At 67.4% G+C, this 15,400-nt stretch carries 17 protein-coding genes; 13 read left to right on the top strand and 4 right to left on the bottom strand.

What is annotated here, in order from left to right:
- The first annotated feature begins 85 nt into the window (after window positions 1-85).
- Window positions 86-415, top strand: coding sequence for an iron donor protein CyaY (gene cyaY / locus FHR73_RS13105; protein ID WP_059316577.1), 330 nt, complete (start codon window positions 86-88; stop codon window positions 413-415).
- A 191-nt stretch (window positions 416-606) separates the two neighbouring features.
- Window positions 607-990, top strand: coding sequence for a nucleoside diphosphate kinase regulator (gene rnk, locus FHR73_RS13100; protein WP_183631798.1), 384 nt, complete (start codon window positions 607-609; stop codon window positions 988-990).
- Here rnk and FHR73_RS13095 read toward each other — a convergent pair.
- The gene (locus FHR73_RS13095; RefSeq protein ID WP_183631796.1) at window positions 987-1,265 is read right to left on the bottom strand and encodes a hypothetical protein; all 279 of its coding nucleotides are present in this window, start codon (window positions 1,263-1,265) and stop codon (window positions 987-989) included. The genes rnk and FHR73_RS13095 overlap by 4 nt on opposite strands.
- A gap of 55 nt (window positions 1,266-1,320) precedes the next feature.
- Between FHR73_RS13095 and FHR73_RS13090 the strand changes: the two genes are divergently transcribed.
- Window positions 1,321-2,307 (top strand): magnesium transporter CorA family protein, encoded by a 987-nt coding sequence (locus FHR73_RS13090; protein ID WP_183631792.1) that lies wholly within the window; start codon window positions 1,321-1,323, stop codon window positions 2,305-2,307.
- A 36-nt stretch (window positions 2,308-2,343) separates the two neighbouring features.
- Entirely contained in the window at window positions 2,344-3,219 is an 876-nt protein-coding gene (locus FHR73_RS13085; RefSeq protein WP_183631790.1) for an NAD(P)-dependent oxidoreductase, read from the top strand.
- 8 nt (window positions 3,220-3,227) lie between these two features.
- Here the strand turns inward: FHR73_RS13085 and FHR73_RS13080 are convergent, their stop codons facing one another.
- Window positions 3,228-3,992, bottom strand: a complete 765-nt coding sequence (locus FHR73_RS13080; protein ID WP_260175700.1) for an endo alpha-1,4 polygalactosaminidase — start codon at window positions 3,990-3,992, stop codon at window positions 3,228-3,230.
- Between the two features lie 295 nt (window positions 3,993-4,287).
- Window positions 4,288-5,682 (bottom strand): argininosuccinate lyase, encoded by a 1,395-nt coding sequence (argH, locus tag FHR73_RS13075; protein ID WP_183631788.1) that lies wholly within the window; start codon window positions 5,680-5,682, stop codon window positions 4,288-4,290.
- 128 nt (window positions 5,683-5,810) lie between these two features.
- Between argH and FHR73_RS13070 the strand changes: the two genes are divergently transcribed.
- From FHR73_RS13070 to FHR73_RS13035, 8 genes are all read left to right on the top strand, one after another.
- Window positions 5,811-6,887 carry a sensor histidine kinase gene (locus tag FHR73_RS13070; RefSeq protein WP_183631786.1) on the top strand — a complete coding sequence of 359 codons (1,077 nt, stop codon included), beginning with the start codon at window positions 5,811-5,813 and terminating at the stop codon, window positions 6,885-6,887.
- Between the two features lie 4 nt (window positions 6,888-6,891).
- On the top strand, window positions 6,892-7,638 hold the full coding sequence (locus FHR73_RS13065) for a LytTR family DNA-binding domain-containing protein (RefSeq protein ID WP_017639394.1): 747 nt from the start codon (window positions 6,892-6,894) through the stop codon (window positions 7,636-7,638).
- Window positions 7,639-7,738: 100 nt separating this feature from the next.
- The gene (gene hemC / locus FHR73_RS13060) at window positions 7,739-8,677 is read left to right on the top strand and encodes a hydroxymethylbilane synthase (RefSeq protein ID WP_183631784.1); all 939 of its coding nucleotides are present in this window, start codon (window positions 7,739-7,741) and stop codon (window positions 8,675-8,677) included.
- Window positions 8,674-9,432, top strand: a complete 759-nt coding sequence (locus FHR73_RS13055) for a uroporphyrinogen-III synthase (protein WP_183631782.1) — start codon at window positions 8,674-8,676, stop codon at window positions 9,430-9,432. The genes hemC and FHR73_RS13055 overlap by 4 nt, the downstream gene beginning before the upstream one ends.
- Before the next feature lie 17 nt (window positions 9,433-9,449).
- The gene (locus tag FHR73_RS13050; protein ID WP_183631780.1) at window positions 9,450-10,616 is read left to right on the top strand and encodes a uroporphyrinogen-III C-methyltransferase; all 1,167 of its coding nucleotides are present in this window, start codon (window positions 9,450-9,452) and stop codon (window positions 10,614-10,616) included.
- Complete coding sequence (locus tag FHR73_RS13045) at window positions 10,613-11,821, top strand: heme biosynthesis HemY N-terminal domain-containing protein (protein ID WP_183631778.1); 1,209 nt, start codon at window positions 10,613-10,615, stop codon at window positions 11,819-11,821. The genes FHR73_RS13050 and FHR73_RS13045 overlap by 4 nt, the downstream gene beginning before the upstream one ends.
- A gap of 88 nt (window positions 11,822-11,909) precedes the next feature.
- Entirely contained in the window at window positions 11,910-12,395 is a 486-nt protein-coding gene (locus tag FHR73_RS13040) for a disulfide bond formation protein B (protein WP_133860451.1), read from the top strand.
- 109 nt (window positions 12,396-12,504) lie between these two features.
- Window positions 12,505-12,981, top strand: a complete 477-nt coding sequence (locus FHR73_RS13035; protein WP_007161363.1) for an Rsd/AlgQ family anti-sigma factor — start codon at window positions 12,505-12,507, stop codon at window positions 12,979-12,981.
- On the opposite strand, the gene FHR73_RS13030 is transcribed toward FHR73_RS13035, so the two are convergent.
- The gene (locus FHR73_RS13030) at window positions 12,978-13,442 is read right to left on the bottom strand and encodes a TIGR02444 family protein (RefSeq protein ID WP_183631776.1); all 465 of its coding nucleotides are present in this window, start codon (window positions 13,440-13,442) and stop codon (window positions 12,978-12,980) included. The two genes, FHR73_RS13035 and FHR73_RS13030, sit on opposite strands and share 4 nt — an antisense overlap.
- 47 nt (window positions 13,443-13,489) lie before the next feature.
- Between FHR73_RS13030 and FHR73_RS13025 the strand changes: the two genes are divergently transcribed.
- Window positions 13,490-15,400 (top strand): ATP-binding cassette domain-containing protein, encoded by a 1,911-nt coding sequence (locus FHR73_RS13025; RefSeq protein WP_183631774.1) that lies wholly within the window; start codon window positions 13,490-13,492, stop codon window positions 15,398-15,400.

Here is a 15,400-nt window from a genome sequence, read left to right as displayed (position 1 = left end):
CAGCTGCCTGAAGCAGCCGCGACTGGACGTCATCTGGGCGGCCCGCTACCGTGCGGCGATTCTTTCCCTTCTTTCGAGGATCGTCATGAGCCGGCTCAGCGAAGCGCAATTCCATCACCTCGTCGACCAGACCCAGCGCCAGGTCGAAGACGCCTATGACGACAGCGGTCTGGACCTCGATCTGGAAAATGCCGGCGGCGTGCTGACGATCAAGTTCGACAACGGCAGCCAGGTCATTCTCAGCCGCCAGCCACCACTGGTGCAGCTCTGGGTGGCGGCGCGGTCGGGTGGCTATCACTTCGACTGGGATGGCCAGAGCTGGATCTGCGACACTTCGTCCGAGACCCTCGGTGCGCTGCTGGTGCGGGTGACCCTGGAGCAGACCGGCGAGAGCGTGGCCCTGCCCGGGCTCTGACGACCTGCGGTCGGTGCGGCTTGACCCCTGCCAAGACCCCTGTGCTAGCGTGACCCGACGGCGCCTTTCGAGCGCCGTTTTCTTTTGCCGCCTCCATGCGGCTTCCCGCTGGGCCCTCGTCGCCCGTCATCCCGGTGGTCCACTGCCGCTCGCGGCTGGGATCGCACCGTCTCGTCCTCCAGGAGTCCGCCATGCGCCATGCATCGCCCATTACCGTTTCCGCCGTCGATCTGCCCCGTCTCGAACGCCTGCTCGACGCCCTGCCCGAATTCGGGCCGGTGGCCGAGGCCCTGGACGAGGAGCTGGCCCAGGCGCGGGTGATGGCGCCCGAGGAGATCGGCGCGGTGGTCACCATGAATTCGCGCGTACGCTGCCGCGAGACCGATACCGGCAAGGAGTACCAGGTGGTGCTGGTCTATCCGGAGGACGCCGGTGGCGAGGGCCGGGTCTCGGTGCTGGCGCCGGCCGGCAGCGCGCTGCTCGGTGCGACGCCCGGCGAGCACCTCAGCTGGCCGGTGCCGGGTGGCAAGGAGCAGCAGGTGGAGCTGCTGGCGCTGGAGCCGGCCGAGGCCTAGTCGTCCGCGACCTCGGGCAGGTCCGGCAGGGCCCGCAGCAGGCGCTCGTAGTGGGCGCCGTCGAAGGGGCGGTCGGCGTCGAGCATGGCGGCGATCTCAAAGGACAGCGCCTGGGCCATCAGCAGCACCGCTTCCTCGCGGTCATAGCCGACCAGGGTCAGCTTGTTGAGTACGGCCTGGACATAGTCCGGCTCGCCGGCGGCGAGCTGATTCTCCACCGCTTCGATTAGATGGGAGGAGACAAAGGATTCTTCGTCATCGGCGTGGTCAATCATGTCTGGATACCTTTTGTTACAGTGCGACCCCCGATGCCGGCCTGGAGTCTTCTCGATGATCACCTGCTATCGCCTGTCCGCCGACGAGCTGGTCGCGCAGCCCTTGTCGCCGGGAGACCCGCTGCCCGTGGATCTGCTCTGGGTCGATCTGCTCGACCCCAGCGAGGCAGAGGAACGCTATCTCGAACAGGCGCTGGCGATGGACATCCCCACCCGGGAAGAGATCGCCGAGATCGAGGAGTCCTCGCGACTCTACCAGACCGACCAGGCCCTGCACCTTACCACCACGGTGGTCAGCGGCTTCAGTGAACACCAGCCGCAGGCCTCGGTGGTCAATTTCGTGCTGACGCCCGAGTGGCTGGTGACGGTGCGCTACGCCGAGCTGGCCGCCTTCAAGGCCTTTCTCGGCAAGGCCCAGCAGCAGGCACGGCAGCACTGTCGCAGCGACGTCATCTTCGCCTCCCTGCTGGACAGCCTGGTGGATCGGGTGGCCGACATCCTCGAATCGGTGCAGGCGCACCTCAATCGCCTGGCCAAGGCGGTGTTTCGCGAACCCCTGGATCCCCATCAGGAAAAGCAGCAGCCCAAGACCGACCTGCAATCCATCGTCAAGCAGCTGGGGCGCAGCAACCAGCTGCTGGCCCAGCTCAGCGAGAGTCTGCTGGGCATCAATCGCATCGTCTCCTACCTGCGACGCGCGGGCGCCACCTGGATCTCCGGCACGGCCAAGACCTGGTTCAAGACGCTGGAGCGCGACGTCCGCTCGCTGAGCGACTACCAGGCCAAGATGAACGGCGAGATCGGCTTTCTGCTCGACGCCACCCTGGGCCTGATCAGCGTGGAGCAGAACAACATCGTCAAGGTGTTCACCATCGCCTCGGTGCTGTTCCTGCCGCCGACCCTGGTGGGCACCATCTACGGCATGAACTTCAAGGTCATGCCGGAGCTGGACTGGCATTTCGGCTATCCGCTGGCGCTGGGCGCCATGGTGGTCTCGGCGCTGATTCCCTATGCCTGGTTCAAATTTCGCCGCTGGCTGTAGCCGGCGGCATCCATCGCATCTCGAGGAGGCAAAGCTATGCGTATCGGATTCATCGGCCTGGGCGGCATGGGCCAGGGCATGGCGGCCAATCTGCTCAAGGCCCGTCATGAGGTGGTGGTCTGGAATCGCTCCCCGGAACCGGTCCAGGCCTTGGTCGGGCAGGGCGCCCGCGCGGCGGCGTCGCCCGCGGAGGCCTTCGAGACCGAGGTGGTCTTCAGCATCCTGGCCAATGACGCCGCCACTCGCGAGGTGATCCTCGACAGCGGCGCCCTGCGGCGGGCGCGGGCCGGGCTGGTTCACGTCAGCATGGCCACCCTGTCGGTGGCCCTGGTCGACGAACTGGTCGCGCGCCATGCCGAGGCCGGCGTGGGCTACGTGGCGGCGCCGGTGTTCGGGCGCACCGACGTGGCCGCCAGTGGCCAGCTCAACATCGTGGTGGCGGGGGATCCGCAAGCGATCGCGCGGGTCCAGCCGCTGCTCGATGTGCTGGGGCGCAAGACCTGGCCGGTGGGCGTGGAGCCGCGGCAGGCCAATGTGGTCAAGATCGCCGGCAACTTCATGATCGCCAGCGCCATCGAGACCATGGGCGAAAGCACCGCCCTGGCGCGCAGCTATGGCGTGGAGCCGGCGGCGCTGCTGGAGATCCTTACCAGCACCCTGTTCGCCGCGCCGGTGTACCAGAACTACGGGCGCCTGCTGACCGAGCGCAAGTTCTCGCCGGCGGCCTTCAAGCTCAGCCTGGGACTCAAGGACGTCGGCCTGGCCCTGGCGGCCGGTCAGGAAAAGGCGGTGCCGCTACCCTTCGCCAGCGTCCTGAGAGACAACCTGCTGGAGGCCGTCGCCCAGGGCGAAGGCGATCTGGACTGGATCGCGCTGGGGCAGAGATCGCACAAGAAGGCCGGTCTCGACTGAGCGCCGCCCTACTTGCAGGCGGTGCCCAGCGCCGCCAGCGACAGCGGGTAGAATTGCAGGTTGTAGCCCGAGGTCTTGGCCTGGCTGCAGCGCTTGGTGCTGTAGAGGCCGTAGTCGATGATCATCACCGGCTTCTTCTGGGTGCGGAAGTAGCTGTAGGCGTTGCACTCGGCGTAGTCGTAGCAACTCTCGTTGAGGGCGAAGTCGAACTTGGTGTAGAGGCTCGGCACCAGGTCCACGGCGTTCTTCAGGCCCACCAGCAGACTGCGCCTGTGCGCTTCGTCGGCCAGCCAGTTGAGGAAGTCCAGTTGCTGGGCCCGGGTCAGCTTGAGGCCATTGGGATTGCTGAAGCCGTCGACGTTGTCCGGGTCCACCCCCTGGCAGCCCTTCTGCACCGCCAGGTCCAGCCGCTTGGCCAGCAAGGCGCGGACGTCGGTGCGGCGAATGTCCAGCCAGCGTTCGCCCGGCCAGGCGTCCAGCGCCTTGCCCAGGGCGGCCTTGGGATAGAGCGCGGCGTCGGGCCGCCAGTCTTCCCAGGTGCCGGCGCTGAAATAGCAGATCACCGTCTTCCCATTGCCCTTCAGGTTGGCGATCACCGCCTTGCTGGTGTCATAGAGATCGATGTCGTAAAGGGTGCGATTAGGCTTTTGCAGCACGCCGTTCAACTGGACATGCCAGGTGAGCGTCTGTGGCAGCGGCGGCGGCAGGTCGGCCTGGCTGGAAGCCGCGGCGAACAGTCCGCAAAGCAGGATGGAACAGGCTGAAAGGCGCATGAGACTTGACTCGGACGGCTGGTCAAGTCTCCAGTATCGGCTGCCGGGTCTCCTTCCTGAGCACCAGTCGTCGTACCTATCAACGGCTGGTCGGCGCTTGTCGGACAGGCTTTCAGGCTCCTTGCGCAAAGAATCCCGGCCTAGAGCCCTTGCCGTCGGACCAGGCGTCTGCGGCACGGTGGAGCGAGCACTCGCGCTTGTTCGCGCTGCCGATGAGCGGCAAGGGTGGGTCTTTGACAGGCGGCTTGCTCACCCGCACCGCGGCGGGGTGGGCGAGCAAGCGCAGTGGCGGGCGTTAGCGCCGGGCCAGCAGCTCGCGGCCGCGCTGCACGGCGGCACGGACCTGGGCCGGGGCGGTGCCGCCGATATGGTCGCGGGCGTTGACCGAACCTTCCAGGGTCAGGACGGCGAAGACGTCCTGCTCGATCTGGTCGCTGAAGCGCCGCAGTTCCTCCAGGCTCATCTCGGCCAGGTCCTTGCCGCTGTCCACGCCGTACTTGACCGCGTGGCCGACGATCTCATGGCAGTCCCGGAAGGGCAGGCCCTTGCGCACCAGGTAGTCGGCGAGGTCGGTGGCGGTGGAGAAGCCGCGGCGGGCCGCCTCGCGCATGATCTCGCGCTTGGGCTTGATGGCCGGGACCATGTCGGCGAAGGCGCGCAGGGAGTCGCGCAGGGTGTCTGCGGCGTCGAACAGCGGTTCCTTGTCTTCCTGGTTGTCCTTGTTGTAGGCCAGCGGCTGGCCCTTCATCAGGGTCAGCAGGCCGGTGAGGGCGCCGAATACCCGGCCGGTCTTGCCGCGTACCAGCTCGGGCACGTCGGGATTCTTCTTCTGCGGCATGATCGAGGAGCCGGTGCAGAAGCGATCGGGCAGGTCGATGAACTGGAACTGGGCGCTGGTCCAGAGCACCAGCTCTTCGGAAAAGCGCGACAGGTGCATCATCGCCAGGGAGGCTGCGGCGCAGAATTCGATGGCGAAGTCGCGATCCGAGACGCCGTCCAGGGAGTTGCCGCCGATGGCCTCGAAGCCCAGCAGTTCGCAGGTGACCTGGCGCTGGATCGGGTAGGTGGTGCCGGCCAGCGCGGCGCTGCCCAGGGGCATGCGGTTGACGCGCTTGCGACAGTCGACCAGGCGCTCGTGGTCGCGGGAGAGCATCTCGAACCAGGCCAGCAGGTGGTGGCCGAAGGTCACCGGTTGCGCGGTCTGCAGGTGGGTGAAGCCGGGCATGATGGTGTCGGCTTCCGTCTCGGCCAGTTGCAGCAGGCCTGCCTGCAGGCGGTTGAGCTCGACGAGGATGGCGTCGATCTCGTCGCGCAGCCACAGGCGGATGTCGGTGGCCACCTGGTCGTTGCGGCTGCGGCCGGTGTGCAGCTTCTTGCCGACCACGCCCAGGCGCTCGGTCAGGCGCGCCTCGATGTTCATGTGCACGTCTTCCAGGTCGACGCGCCACTCGAAAGTGCCGGCCTCGATCTCGCCGCGGATCTCGTCCAGCCCGGCGACGATGGCGTCGCGCTCGGCTTCGCTGAGCACTCCGGCCTGGGTCAGCATGCGCGCATGGGCCTGGCTGCCGAGGATGTCGTGGCGGTAGAGGCGCTTGTCGAAGTCCACCGAGGCGGTGAAGCGGGCGACGAAGGCGTCGACGGGTTCGCTGAAGCGTCCGCCCCAGGACTGGTTGGTTTTTTCGCTGCTCATGGATCGGCCTGCTGCTGGGCTTGTCGGTAAGGATAGGAGAGGGCCGATGATAGCAGTCCCGAGGGGGTGCCGGCCCGATTCAACGGAGCCGACTTGCCGACGAGTGGTATCTGACCCACACTGCCTCCATGATACTCGAACGCCGCAAAACTCCCCGACCGGTCAAGGTCGACGACTTCTTCGTCCCGGCGCTCTGCGAACCGGAAGCCCTGCTCGTGCTGGTGGTGCTGGCCGAGCTGCTGGTCCTCGTGCTGGTGCTGGCAGAACCCTTTACTCTGCAGTTCAACTGGATCCGCCTGGCGCTGGTGTCGCTGTTCGTGCAGTGGATCGTGCTGCTGTCAGCGGCGCTGCTCTGCCGCCTGCGGCCCTGGCTGGCACGCCATAGACCGGTGGTGGCGGGCGGCTTCTGCTGCGCCATCGTGGTGGCCCTGACGCTGCTCTGCACCCTGGTGGCCGACTGGCTGCAGCTGGCCGGACCGCTGCAGCGGGTCGGCGAGGTGCGGCTGTACATGAGACACGCGCTGATCGCCCTGATCATGTCCATGCTGCTGCTGCGCTACTTCTGGCTGCAGAGCCAGTGGCGCCGCCAGCAGCAGGCCGAACTGCACGCACGTATCGAGTCCCTGCAGGCGCGCATCCGCCCGCATTTCCTGTTCAACAGCCTGAACAGCATCGCCAGTCTCATCGCCCTGGATGCGGACAAGGCCGAGCGCGCGGTACTGGACCTTTCGGCCTTGTTCCGCGCCAGCCTGGCCCAGCCCGGCACCAAGGTACGCTGGTCCCAGGAGCTGGAGCTGTCACGGCGCTATCTGGAGATCGAGCGCCTACGCCTGGGCGATCGCCTGCAACTGCAATGGGACGTGGACGGGGTACCGGCCGACCTGCCGATTCCCCAGCTGACGTTGCAGCCGCTGCTGGAAAACGCCCTGATCTATGGCGTCGCGCCACGCATCGAAGGGGGGCTGGTCACCATCTTCGCCACCTACCGGGACGGGGTGTTCGAACTGGTCATCAGCAACCCCTATGACCCGGAGGTAGAGCAGCAGCCACGCCCACCCAAGGGCACCCGTCAAGCTTTAAGCAATATCGAGGCGCGATTGACGGCACTTTTCGGACCAGCTGCGAGTCTCAAAATCGAACGCCGCGACCAGCGGCATACAACGTCTCTTCGCTATCCATGCGAGCGACTCATGCGGGAAGCCTGAGCTTATGAATGTCCTGATCGTCGATGACGAACCCTTGGCGCGCGAGCGTCTGGCCCGTCTGGTGGGGCAACTGGACGGTTATACCGCCCTGGAGCCAACAGCCACCAACGGTGAGGAAGCCCTCGCTTTGGTTGAAAACCTCAAGCCCGATATCGTCCTGCTCGACATCCGCATGCCGGGTCTGGACGGTCTGCAGGTGGCAGCGCGTCTCTGCGAACGCGAATCGCCGCCCGCGGTGATCTTCGTGACCGCCCACGACGAATACGCGCTCGACGCCTTCCAGGTCAGCGCCGTGGGCTATCTGGTCAAGCCGGTGCGACAGGAGGACCTGGCGGCCGCCCTGGGCAAGGCCCAGCGACCCAACCGGATGCAGCTGGCCGCCCTGACCAAGCCGCCGGCCAGCGGTGGTCCGGGCCCGCGCAGCCACATCAGCGCCCGGACCCGCAAGGGTATCGAACTGATCCCGCTGGACGACGTGGTCTACTTCATCGCCGACCACAAGTACGTGACCCTCCGGCATTCCGGTGGCGAGGTGCTGCTGGACGAGCCGCTCAAGGCGCTGGAAGACGAATTCGGCGAGCGCTTCGTGCGCATCCACCGCAACGCGCTGGTTTCCCGCGAGCGCATTGAGCGGTTGCAGCGGACGCCCCTGGGTCACTTCCAGCTGTTCCTCAAGGGCATGAACGGCGACGCCCTGACCGTCAGCCGCCGCCATGTGGCCGGTGTGCGCCGCCTGATGCACAGCATCTGACGCGCGCCTGGGCCGACGACCGGCGCGTAGCGCGAAAGCGGCGCCGGTCGATTTGCTATCATGGCCGGCAATCTGACGTCCTGACGTGCCGGTAATGCCCATGCCCCGCGAAATTCGTATCGCCACGCGCCAGAGTGCCCTGGCGCTCTGGCAAGCCAACTTTGTCAAGGATCGCCTCGAAGCGGCCCATCCGGGTCTGCGGGTGAGCCTGCTGCCGATGATCAGTCGCGGCGACAAGCTGCTCGACGCGCCACTGGCCAAGATCGGTGGCAAAGGCCTGTTCGTCAAGGAACTGGAAAACGCCCTGCTCGACGGCAGCGCCGACATCGCCGTGCACTCCATGAAGGACGTACCCATGGAGTTTCCCGCAGGCCTCGGCCTGTACGCCATCTGCGAGCGGGAAGACCCACGCGACGCCTTCGTCTCCAATCGCTACAGCGGTCTTGCCGAATTGCCCCGGGGCAGCGTGGTGGGCACCTCCAGCCTGAGACGCCAGGCCCAGTTGCTGGCCCTGCGCCCGGATCTGGAGATCCGCTTCCTGCGCGGCAACGTCAACACCCGCCTGGCCAAGCTCGATGCCGACAGCTACGACGCCATCATCCTGGCCGCCGCCGGATTGATCCGCCTGGGCTTCGCCGCGCGCATCCGCGAATACCTGACCGTCGAAGACAGCCTGCCGGCCGGTGGCCAGGGCGCCGTGGGCATCGAGTGCCGGACCGACGATGCCGAGGTCCATGCGCTGCTCGAACCCCTGCACCATTTCGACACCGAACGCCGGGTCGCTGCCGAGCGCGCCCTGAATCGCCGTCTCAATGGCGGCTGCCAGGTGCCCATCGCCTGCTATGCCGTGCAGCAGGGCGATCTGCTCTGGCTGCGCGGTCTGGTCGGCCAGCCCGATGGCGGCCTGCTGCTGCGCGCCGAGGCCCGCGGCCCGCTGAACGACCCCGCCACCCTTGGCGTGGCGGTGGCCGAGGACCTGCTCGCCCAGGGCGCCCAGGACATCCTCGATGCCGTCTACGGGACCAGCGGCGCATCATGAGCGGCTGGCGGCTGCTGCTGACCCGGCCGGCGGAGGAAAATCCACCGCTTGCCGCCGTCCTGGACCAGGCGGGCATCGCCACCGCCAGGCTGCCCTTGCTGGACTTGCAGCCGCTGGCGGAAACGCCCGAACAGCGCTCGCTCTGGCTCGATCTCGATCGCTATGCCGCCGTGCTGGTGGTGAGCAAGCCGGCGGCCCGCCTGGGCCTCGCCGCTCTCGATCGGTACTGGCCGCAACCGCCGCTGCAGGCCTGGTTCGCCGTGGGTGCGGCCACCGCTGCGGTACTCGAAGACTATGGACTGCCCGTGCACCATCCCCAGCGTGAGGACAGCGAAGGCCTGCTGGCCCTGCCGGCCTTGCAGGAAGCCCTGCAGCGCCCGGAGCCCGAGGTGCTGCTCCTGCGCGGCGAGGGCGGCCGCGACCTGCTGGTCGAAACCCTCACCGCCCGCGGTGCCCGCGTCGAGGTGCTCGAACTCTATCGCCGCCAGTGCCCGGAGTACCCCGCAGGGCAGGTCCTAGAGACCCTGGCAGCGGAACGCCTGAATGCCATCATGGTCAGCAGTGGGCAGGGTTTCGCGCATCTGCAGGCCTGTGCGGGTGCGGATTGGCCCGCGGTGCGCCGTTATCCCCTGCTGGTACCCAGCGCCCGTGTGGCCGAACTGGCTCGCGCCAGCGGCTGCGAATTCATCATCGAGTGCCAGGGCGCCAGCGCCAGCGCCTTGATCGCCGCGCTTGCCCATCACCATCCGGATTGACCCTACAAGGAATTCCCGTGAGCGAAACTCAAGCCCCCCGCGCCGACGACGTCTCTCCCGATCCAGTCGTGACTCCCGCCTCGCCGCCGCCGGCACCGCCACCGGCAGGCGTGCGCCGCAGGGGTTCGGGCAAGGGATCTGGCCTCGCGCTGCTGGCCCTGCTGGTAGCCGCCGGTGGCCTGGGTGTCGGCGGCTGGAGCGTCTGGCAACTGCAGCAGGTGCGTCAGGCCGAGCAGAGCCAGGCCGCCCAGGCCGAGGATCTGCGCAGCCAGCTGCGCCAGCTGGAAAATCGCAACCAGGCGTTGAGTGCCGATCTGGGCCGCCTGCCCTCGGCCAACGAGCTGGAAGAGCGCCGCCGTCAGCTCGGTGAGCTGCAGGGCGACCAGCAGCACCTCGCCGAACAGTTCAAGGAGGTGGTCGGCCAGAGTCGCCAGGCCTGGCGCCTGACCGAAGCCGAGCACCTGCTGCGCATGGCCACCCTGCGCATGACCGCGTTGCAGGACGTGCCCAGCGCCCAGAATCTGTTGCAGGGCGTCGATGACATCCTCAAGGCGCAGAACGACCCGGCGGCCTTTGCCGCCCGCCAGCAGCTGGCCAATGTCCAGCAGACCCTGCGTCAGCTGCCGGACCTGGATCGTACCGGGCAATTCGTCCAGCTGGCTTCGCTGCGCAATCAGGTGCAGAGCCTGGAGCCCCTGCCGCCGCGCTTCTCTACCACGGTGGCCGACCAACCCGGCGTGGAAAAGGCCGCGGTCCCGCCGAGCAATGCGCTGCAGCAGTGGTGGCAGGATTTCCGCCAGCGCATCTCCAGCTACTTCCGCATCGACTTTTCCGCCGATCAGCCGATTCGTCCGCTGCTGGCCGAGGAATCCCTCGCCCAGGTGCGCCTGGCCATGAGCCTGGCGCTGGAGCAGGCGCAATGGGCCGTGCTCAACGGCAATCAGGAGGTCTATCGGCTCTCCATTGAGCAGGCCGAAGACGTCCTCGCCGCTCACTTCAACAACCAGAATCCCGATAGCCGTGCGGTCAAGCTGCGCCTGCAGGAGCTGGCCGAGCGTCCGGTCACCTTCGAGGCACCTGACCTGACGCCGGCCCTGACCGCGCTGCAGGCCTACATCGCCCAGCGTCAGCAAATCCAGCCGAACAATGCCGCCGCCGGCGCGGCTCAGGAGAATCGCCCATGAAGCGCCTGTACCTGCTGTTCCTGTTCGCCCTGCTCGTCGGCCTGGGCGTCGCCGTGGTGCTGGCCAAGGAGCCGGGCTACGTGCTGCTGTCCTACAGCAACTTCCGCTACGAATCGAGTCTCTGGGCCTTCCTGGCCATGCTGGTGGCCGTCTGGCTGGCGCTCTACATCCTCAAGCTGGTGCTGGGCGCTCTGGGCCTGACCGGCAAGGTGCTCAACCCCTGGTCGCGGCACAATCGCCAGCGCCGCCTGGAGCAGGCTCGCCACAAGGGTCAGCTGGAGCTGGCCGAAGGCAACTGGAGCGGTGCCCTCAAGCACCTGAAAGGCGCCGCCGAGCACGCCGACCAGCCGCTGTTCGTGCTGCTGGGCGCCGCCCGCGCCGCCAATGAACTGGGTGACCTGGAAGAACGCGACCGCTTGCTGCGCCAGGCCCGTGAGCGTGAGCCCCAGGCCGAGCTGGCCATCGGTCTGCAACAGGCCCGGCTGCAGATCGACCGTGGCCAGTACCTGGAGGCCCGCGACAGCCTGGCGCCGTTGCAAGCCAAGTATCCGAAGAATGGCGAGGTGTTGCTGCAACTGCAGCGGCTGCAGGTGACCCTGCGCGACTGGCCGGCGCTGATCGCCTTGCTGCCGCAATTGCGCAAGCAGCAGGTACTGCGACCCCAGGAGCAGGATGATCTGGAGCGCAAGGTCTGGATCGCCACCCTCGACGAGGTGCCCGCCCAGGGCGCGGAATCGGCGGTGGACGCCCAGTGGCAGCAGGTGCCCACGGCGCTCAAGGGCGACGCCTCGGTGGTGCTGGCCTATGCCCGTCAGCTGCGCGCCATCGGCCGCGACGATCTGGCCGAAGAGGTGCTGCACATCACCCTCAATCGCCAGTGGGACGAGCGTCTGGTCGAGCTCTATGGTCAGTTGCGTCCGCGCGACGCCAGTCGCCCGCTGCACCACGCTGAGGGCTGGCTCAAGGACAGACCCCAGGATGCGGTGCTGCTGCTGGCCCTGGGCCGGCTGTGCATGAACAACCAGCTGTGGGGCAAGGCGCGCGAATATCTGGAGCGCAGCCTGGCGCAGCGGCCGTCCGCGGTCACCGCCGGCGAACTGGCCCGGGTGGCCATCCAGCTGGGCGATGTGAACCGCAGCCAGCAGCTTCTGCAGAGCCAATGGCGCGAGTCCGACACCACTTCGCTGCCGACGCCCAGGGTCTGACGGGGCGCCTCCTCTGCCCGGGTCCTTGAAAGGTGCCCGGGCTTTCACTACCGTAACGTCCCAATTCCCTGTTGGAGACGGCGCGTCCGTGACTAGTCCCCGCTTCATCTTCCTGTTCATGGCCGCCACCTGCGCGGTGCTCATGGGCGTCGGTCTCTATCTCGAACACGTGGTCGGCCTCGAGCCGTGCCCGCTGTGCGTCATGCAACGGATCTTCTTCATCCTGGTCGGGGTGGTGGCGCTGATCGCCGGCATCCAGGCACCGGGCAAGCGCGGGCGGCGCATCTATGGCGTGGTCCTGCTGCTGCTGGCCGCCGCTGGTGCCGCCACCGCCGGCCGCCAGGTCTATCTGCAGACGGTCCCGGCGGAAGAGCTGGCGGCCTGCCTGCCGAGCCTGGACTACATGATGCAGGCGCTGCCCTTCCAGGAGATCATCCGCCTGGTCCTGCACGGCACCGCCGACTGCGCCGAGGTCAACTGGACGCTGTTCGGTCTGAGCATCCCGGAATGGAGCCTGCTGGCCTTCGTGCTGCTCATGGCCCTGAGCCTGGTCAAGGTCTTCCGCCGTCGCTGAGCTTTCTCCGAGCAACGGCACTCGCCTGGCGAGGCGATGTCGGTATAGTTCCTGATAACACCCGGGCGCCCGCGCCCGGACCGTCTCGCCCGTATAGAGAGCTGCCGTCATGCTAGAAACCTGCCGCAATGCCCAGGAACGCTGGGGTGGGGTCCACCAGCTGATCGACCGCTGGCTGATTGCCCGCCGCGAGCTGGTGACCGCTTACGAAACCCTGGACATGGAGCCCCTGCTGGGACCGGTGCGCGAGGTCAGTGAACTGGAGCGACTCTGCGACATGCTGGTCGACTACATGTCCACCGCGCATTTCGAGATCTACGAGCAGCTGGTGGCCGAAGCCCGGGAATTCCAGGACGAGCGCGCCATCGAGTTCGCTGACAGCGTCTATCCGCGCCTGCAGGCCCTGACCGACGCCGCCCTGAACTTCAACGACAGATTCGAGCGCGGCGCCTACCGGGACCCGGGTCTGCTGACCATCGAACTCAAGCTGCTGGGCGAAACCCTGCGCGAGCGCTTCGAGCTGGAAGACTGCCTCATCGAGGTGCTGCACACCTCGCACCAGCAACCGCGTCTGGCTTCGGTCTAGACCCGGATCATCCGCGCCGCCTCGGCCAGCAGGTCGAGGTCCGCTGCGGCTGCCTCGCGCGGTGCCAGCGCGTGCAGCCAGTCCCCGGGGCCCTGTGCCTCGCGGCACGGCCAGTGGCCCGCGAGTCGCGCCAGACGCGCGAGCTGTTCACGTTCCGCGGCCAATTCCAGTCCCTTGAGCTGCTCGCGCAGGGCCGCCAGGCTCTCGTCCGCGCTGGACGCCGCCTTCCAGGCCTGGCGGAGCTGGCGCAGTGGACGTACCACGGTGTCCTGCCAGAGCTGCGAGGCGTGCTGCAGTCGCGCCAGGCCTGCGCTGTCCAGGGCGCAGGCACGCCGATCCAGCCAGAGCGCCGTCAGCACCAGGCAGACATCGGCGCCGGCTTCCTGCAGACGCAAACAGGCGCCTTCCACGCCGGGCCGGGCGTATACTGCCAACGCGAATTCCCACAGGTCCTCTTGCATGTCCGCCTCCCCATTCGTGGGTGGTGGAGCTGCTACACTCCGCCGCCATGATCCGACTACAGAACCTTACTCTACAGCGTGGTCCCCAGCGCCTGCTCGAAAGCGCTGAGCTGACCCTGCATCCCGGCCAGAAAGCCGGTCTGATCGGTGCCAATGGTGCCGGCAAATCCAGTCTCTTCGCCCTGCTGCGTGGCCAGCTCGGTGCCGATGCCGGCGACTGCCACATCCCGGCGGCCTGGCGCATCGCCCACATGCGCCAGGAGGTGGATACCCTGGAGCGGCTGGCGGTGGACTACGTGCTCGACGGCGACATCGACCTGCGCCGCATCCAGCGCGAGCTGGCAGCGGCCGAAGCGGCCCAGGACGGCAACGCCCTCGGCCGGCTGCACGCCGACTTCGAGGCCGCCGACGGCTATACCGCCGATGCCCGGGCACGCAAGCTGCTGGCCGGTCTGGGTTTCACCGCCGCGCAGATGGAACGCCAGGTCGGTGATTTCTCTGGTGGCTGGCGGATGCGCCTGAACCTGGCCCAGGCGCTGATGTGCCCCTCGGACCTGCTGCTGCTCGACGAACCCACCAACCACCTGGATCTGGACGCCATCCTCTGGCTGGAAGACTGGCTCAAGGGCTATCCCGGCACCCTGATCCTGATCTCCCACGACCGCGACTTCCTCGATGCCGTGGTCGATCATGTGGTGCACCTGGACCAGCAGAAGCTGGTGCTCTATCGCGGCGGCTATTCCAGCTTCGAGCGTACCCGCGCCGAACGCCTGGCGCAGCAGCAGCAGGCCTACGACAAGCAGCAGGCCCAGCGCGCGCACATGGAGAAGTACATCGCCCGCTTCAAGGCTCAGGCCACCAAGGCGCGCCAGGCGCAGAGCCGGATCAAGGCTCTGGAGCGCCTGGAAGAGCTGGCGCCGGCCCATGTCGACTCGCCCTTCGAATTCGTCTTCCGCGAAGCGGACAAGCTGTCCAGTCCGTTGCTCGACCTGGCTGAAGGCCGACTCGGCTACGGCGACACCACCATCCTGCACCCGGTCAAGCTGCAGCTGACGCCGGGGGCGCGCATCGGCCTGCTCGGCCCCAACGGCGCCGGCAAGTCGACCCTGATCAAGACCCTGGCTGCCGAACTCGAACCCCTCGGCGGTCGGCTGCAGCGCGGCGAGAACCTGGCCATCGGCTACTTCGCCCAGCACCAGCTCGATTCCCTGGACGCCAAGGCCAGTCCGCTGCTGCACCTGCAGCGCATCGCTCCCGGCGAACGCGAGCAGGGTCTGCGCGACTTCCTCGGCGGCTTCGACTTCCGCGGTCCGCGCTGCGACGAGGTGGTGCTGAATTTCTCCGGTGGCGAGAAGGCCCGACTGGCCCTGGCGCTGATCGCCTGGCAGAAGCCCAACCTGCTGCTGCTGGACGAACCCACCAACCACCTGGACCTGGACATGCGCCTGGCGCTGACCCTGGCGCTGCAGGAATTCGCCGGGGCGGTGCTGGTGGTCTCCCACGATCGTCATCTGCTCAAGAGCACCACCGACGAATTCCTGCTGGTGGCCGATGGCAAGGTGCAGGCCTTCGACGGCGACCTGGACGACTACAGCCGCTGGCTGGTGGATTTCCGCGCCCGGCAGGAGTCCGTGTCGGACGGCGACGCGACGGCGGTCGACAAGACCGATCGCAAGGCCCAGCGCCAGGCCGCCGCCGCCCTGCGCCAGCAGCTGGCGCCGCTGAAAAAGGCCGCCGATAAACTGGAAGCCGAGCTAGGCAAGCTGCAGGAAAAACTCGCCACCCTGGAAGCCCGCCTGGGTGACAGCGGACTCTACGACGCGGCCCGCAAGGAGGAGCTGCGCCAGGCGCTGGCCGATCAGGCCACGGCCAAGACCCGCGAAGCCGAGCTGGAAGAGCAGTGGCTGGAGGCTCTGGAGCGTCTGGAAGGTCTGCAAGCCGAACTCGAGGGGGCCTGA

The organism is Pseudomonas sp. AS2.8, from assembly GCF_014190935.1.
GTDB lineage: Bacteria > Pseudomonadota > Gammaproteobacteria > Pseudomonadales > Pseudomonadaceae > Chryseomonas.
The sequence above is the reverse complement of the archived record's forward strand: the minus strand, read 5'-3'. Positions and strand labels throughout refer to the sequence as shown.

Excerpts from the sequence above, each read along its gene's own strand:
- FHR73_RS13070 (WP_183631786.1), top strand. The coding sequence starts at position 5,811 with ATGATACTCGAACGCCGCAAAACTCCCCGACCGGTCAAGGTCGACGAC.
- FHR73_RS13085 (WP_183631790.1), top strand. The coding sequence starts at position 2,344 with ATGCGTATCGGATTCATCGGCCTGGGCGGCATGGGCCAGGGCATGGCG.
- FHR73_RS13045 (WP_183631778.1), top strand. The coding sequence starts at position 10,613 with ATGAAGCGCCTGTACCTGCTGTTCCTGTTCGCCCTGCTCGTCGGCCTG.
- FHR73_RS13035 (WP_007161363.1), top strand. The coding sequence starts at position 12,505 with ATGCTAGAAACCTGCCGCAATGCCCAGGAACGCTGGGGTGGGGTCCAC.
- FHR73_RS13030 (WP_183631776.1), bottom strand. The coding sequence starts at position 13,442 with ATGCAAGAGGACCTGTGGGAATTCGCGTTGGCAGTATACGCCCGGCCC.
- FHR73_RS13025 (WP_183631774.1), top strand. The coding sequence starts at position 13,490 with ATGATCCGACTACAGAACCTTACTCTACAGCGTGGTCCCCAGCGCCTG.
- FHR73_RS13095 (WP_183631796.1), bottom strand. The coding sequence starts at position 1,265 with ATGATTGACCACGCCGATGACGAAGAATCCTTTGTCTCCTCCCATCTA.
- cyaY (WP_059316577.1), top strand. The coding sequence starts at position 86 with ATGAGCCGGCTCAGCGAAGCGCAATTCCATCACCTCGTCGACCAGACC.
- FHR73_RS13090 (WP_183631792.1), top strand. The coding sequence starts at position 1,321 with ATGATCACCTGCTATCGCCTGTCCGCCGACGAGCTGGTCGCGCAGCCC.
- FHR73_RS13065 (WP_017639394.1), top strand. The coding sequence starts at position 6,892 with ATGAATGTCCTGATCGTCGATGACGAACCCTTGGCGCGCGAGCGTCTG.
- rnk (WP_183631798.1), top strand. The coding sequence starts at position 607 with ATGCGCCATGCATCGCCCATTACCGTTTCCGCCGTCGATCTGCCCCGT.
- FHR73_RS13080 (WP_260175700.1), bottom strand. The coding sequence starts at position 3,992 with ATGCGCCTTTCAGCCTGTTCCATCCTGCTTTGCGGACTGTTCGCCGCG.
- hemC (WP_183631784.1), top strand. The coding sequence starts at position 7,739 with ATGCCCCGCGAAATTCGTATCGCCACGCGCCAGAGTGCCCTGGCGCTC.
- FHR73_RS13055 (WP_183631782.1), top strand. The coding sequence starts at position 8,674 with ATGAGCGGCTGGCGGCTGCTGCTGACCCGGCCGGCGGAGGAAAATCCA.
- argH (WP_183631788.1), bottom strand. The coding sequence starts at position 5,682 with ATGAGCAGCGAAAAAACCAACCAGTCCTGGGGCGGACGCTTCAGCGAA.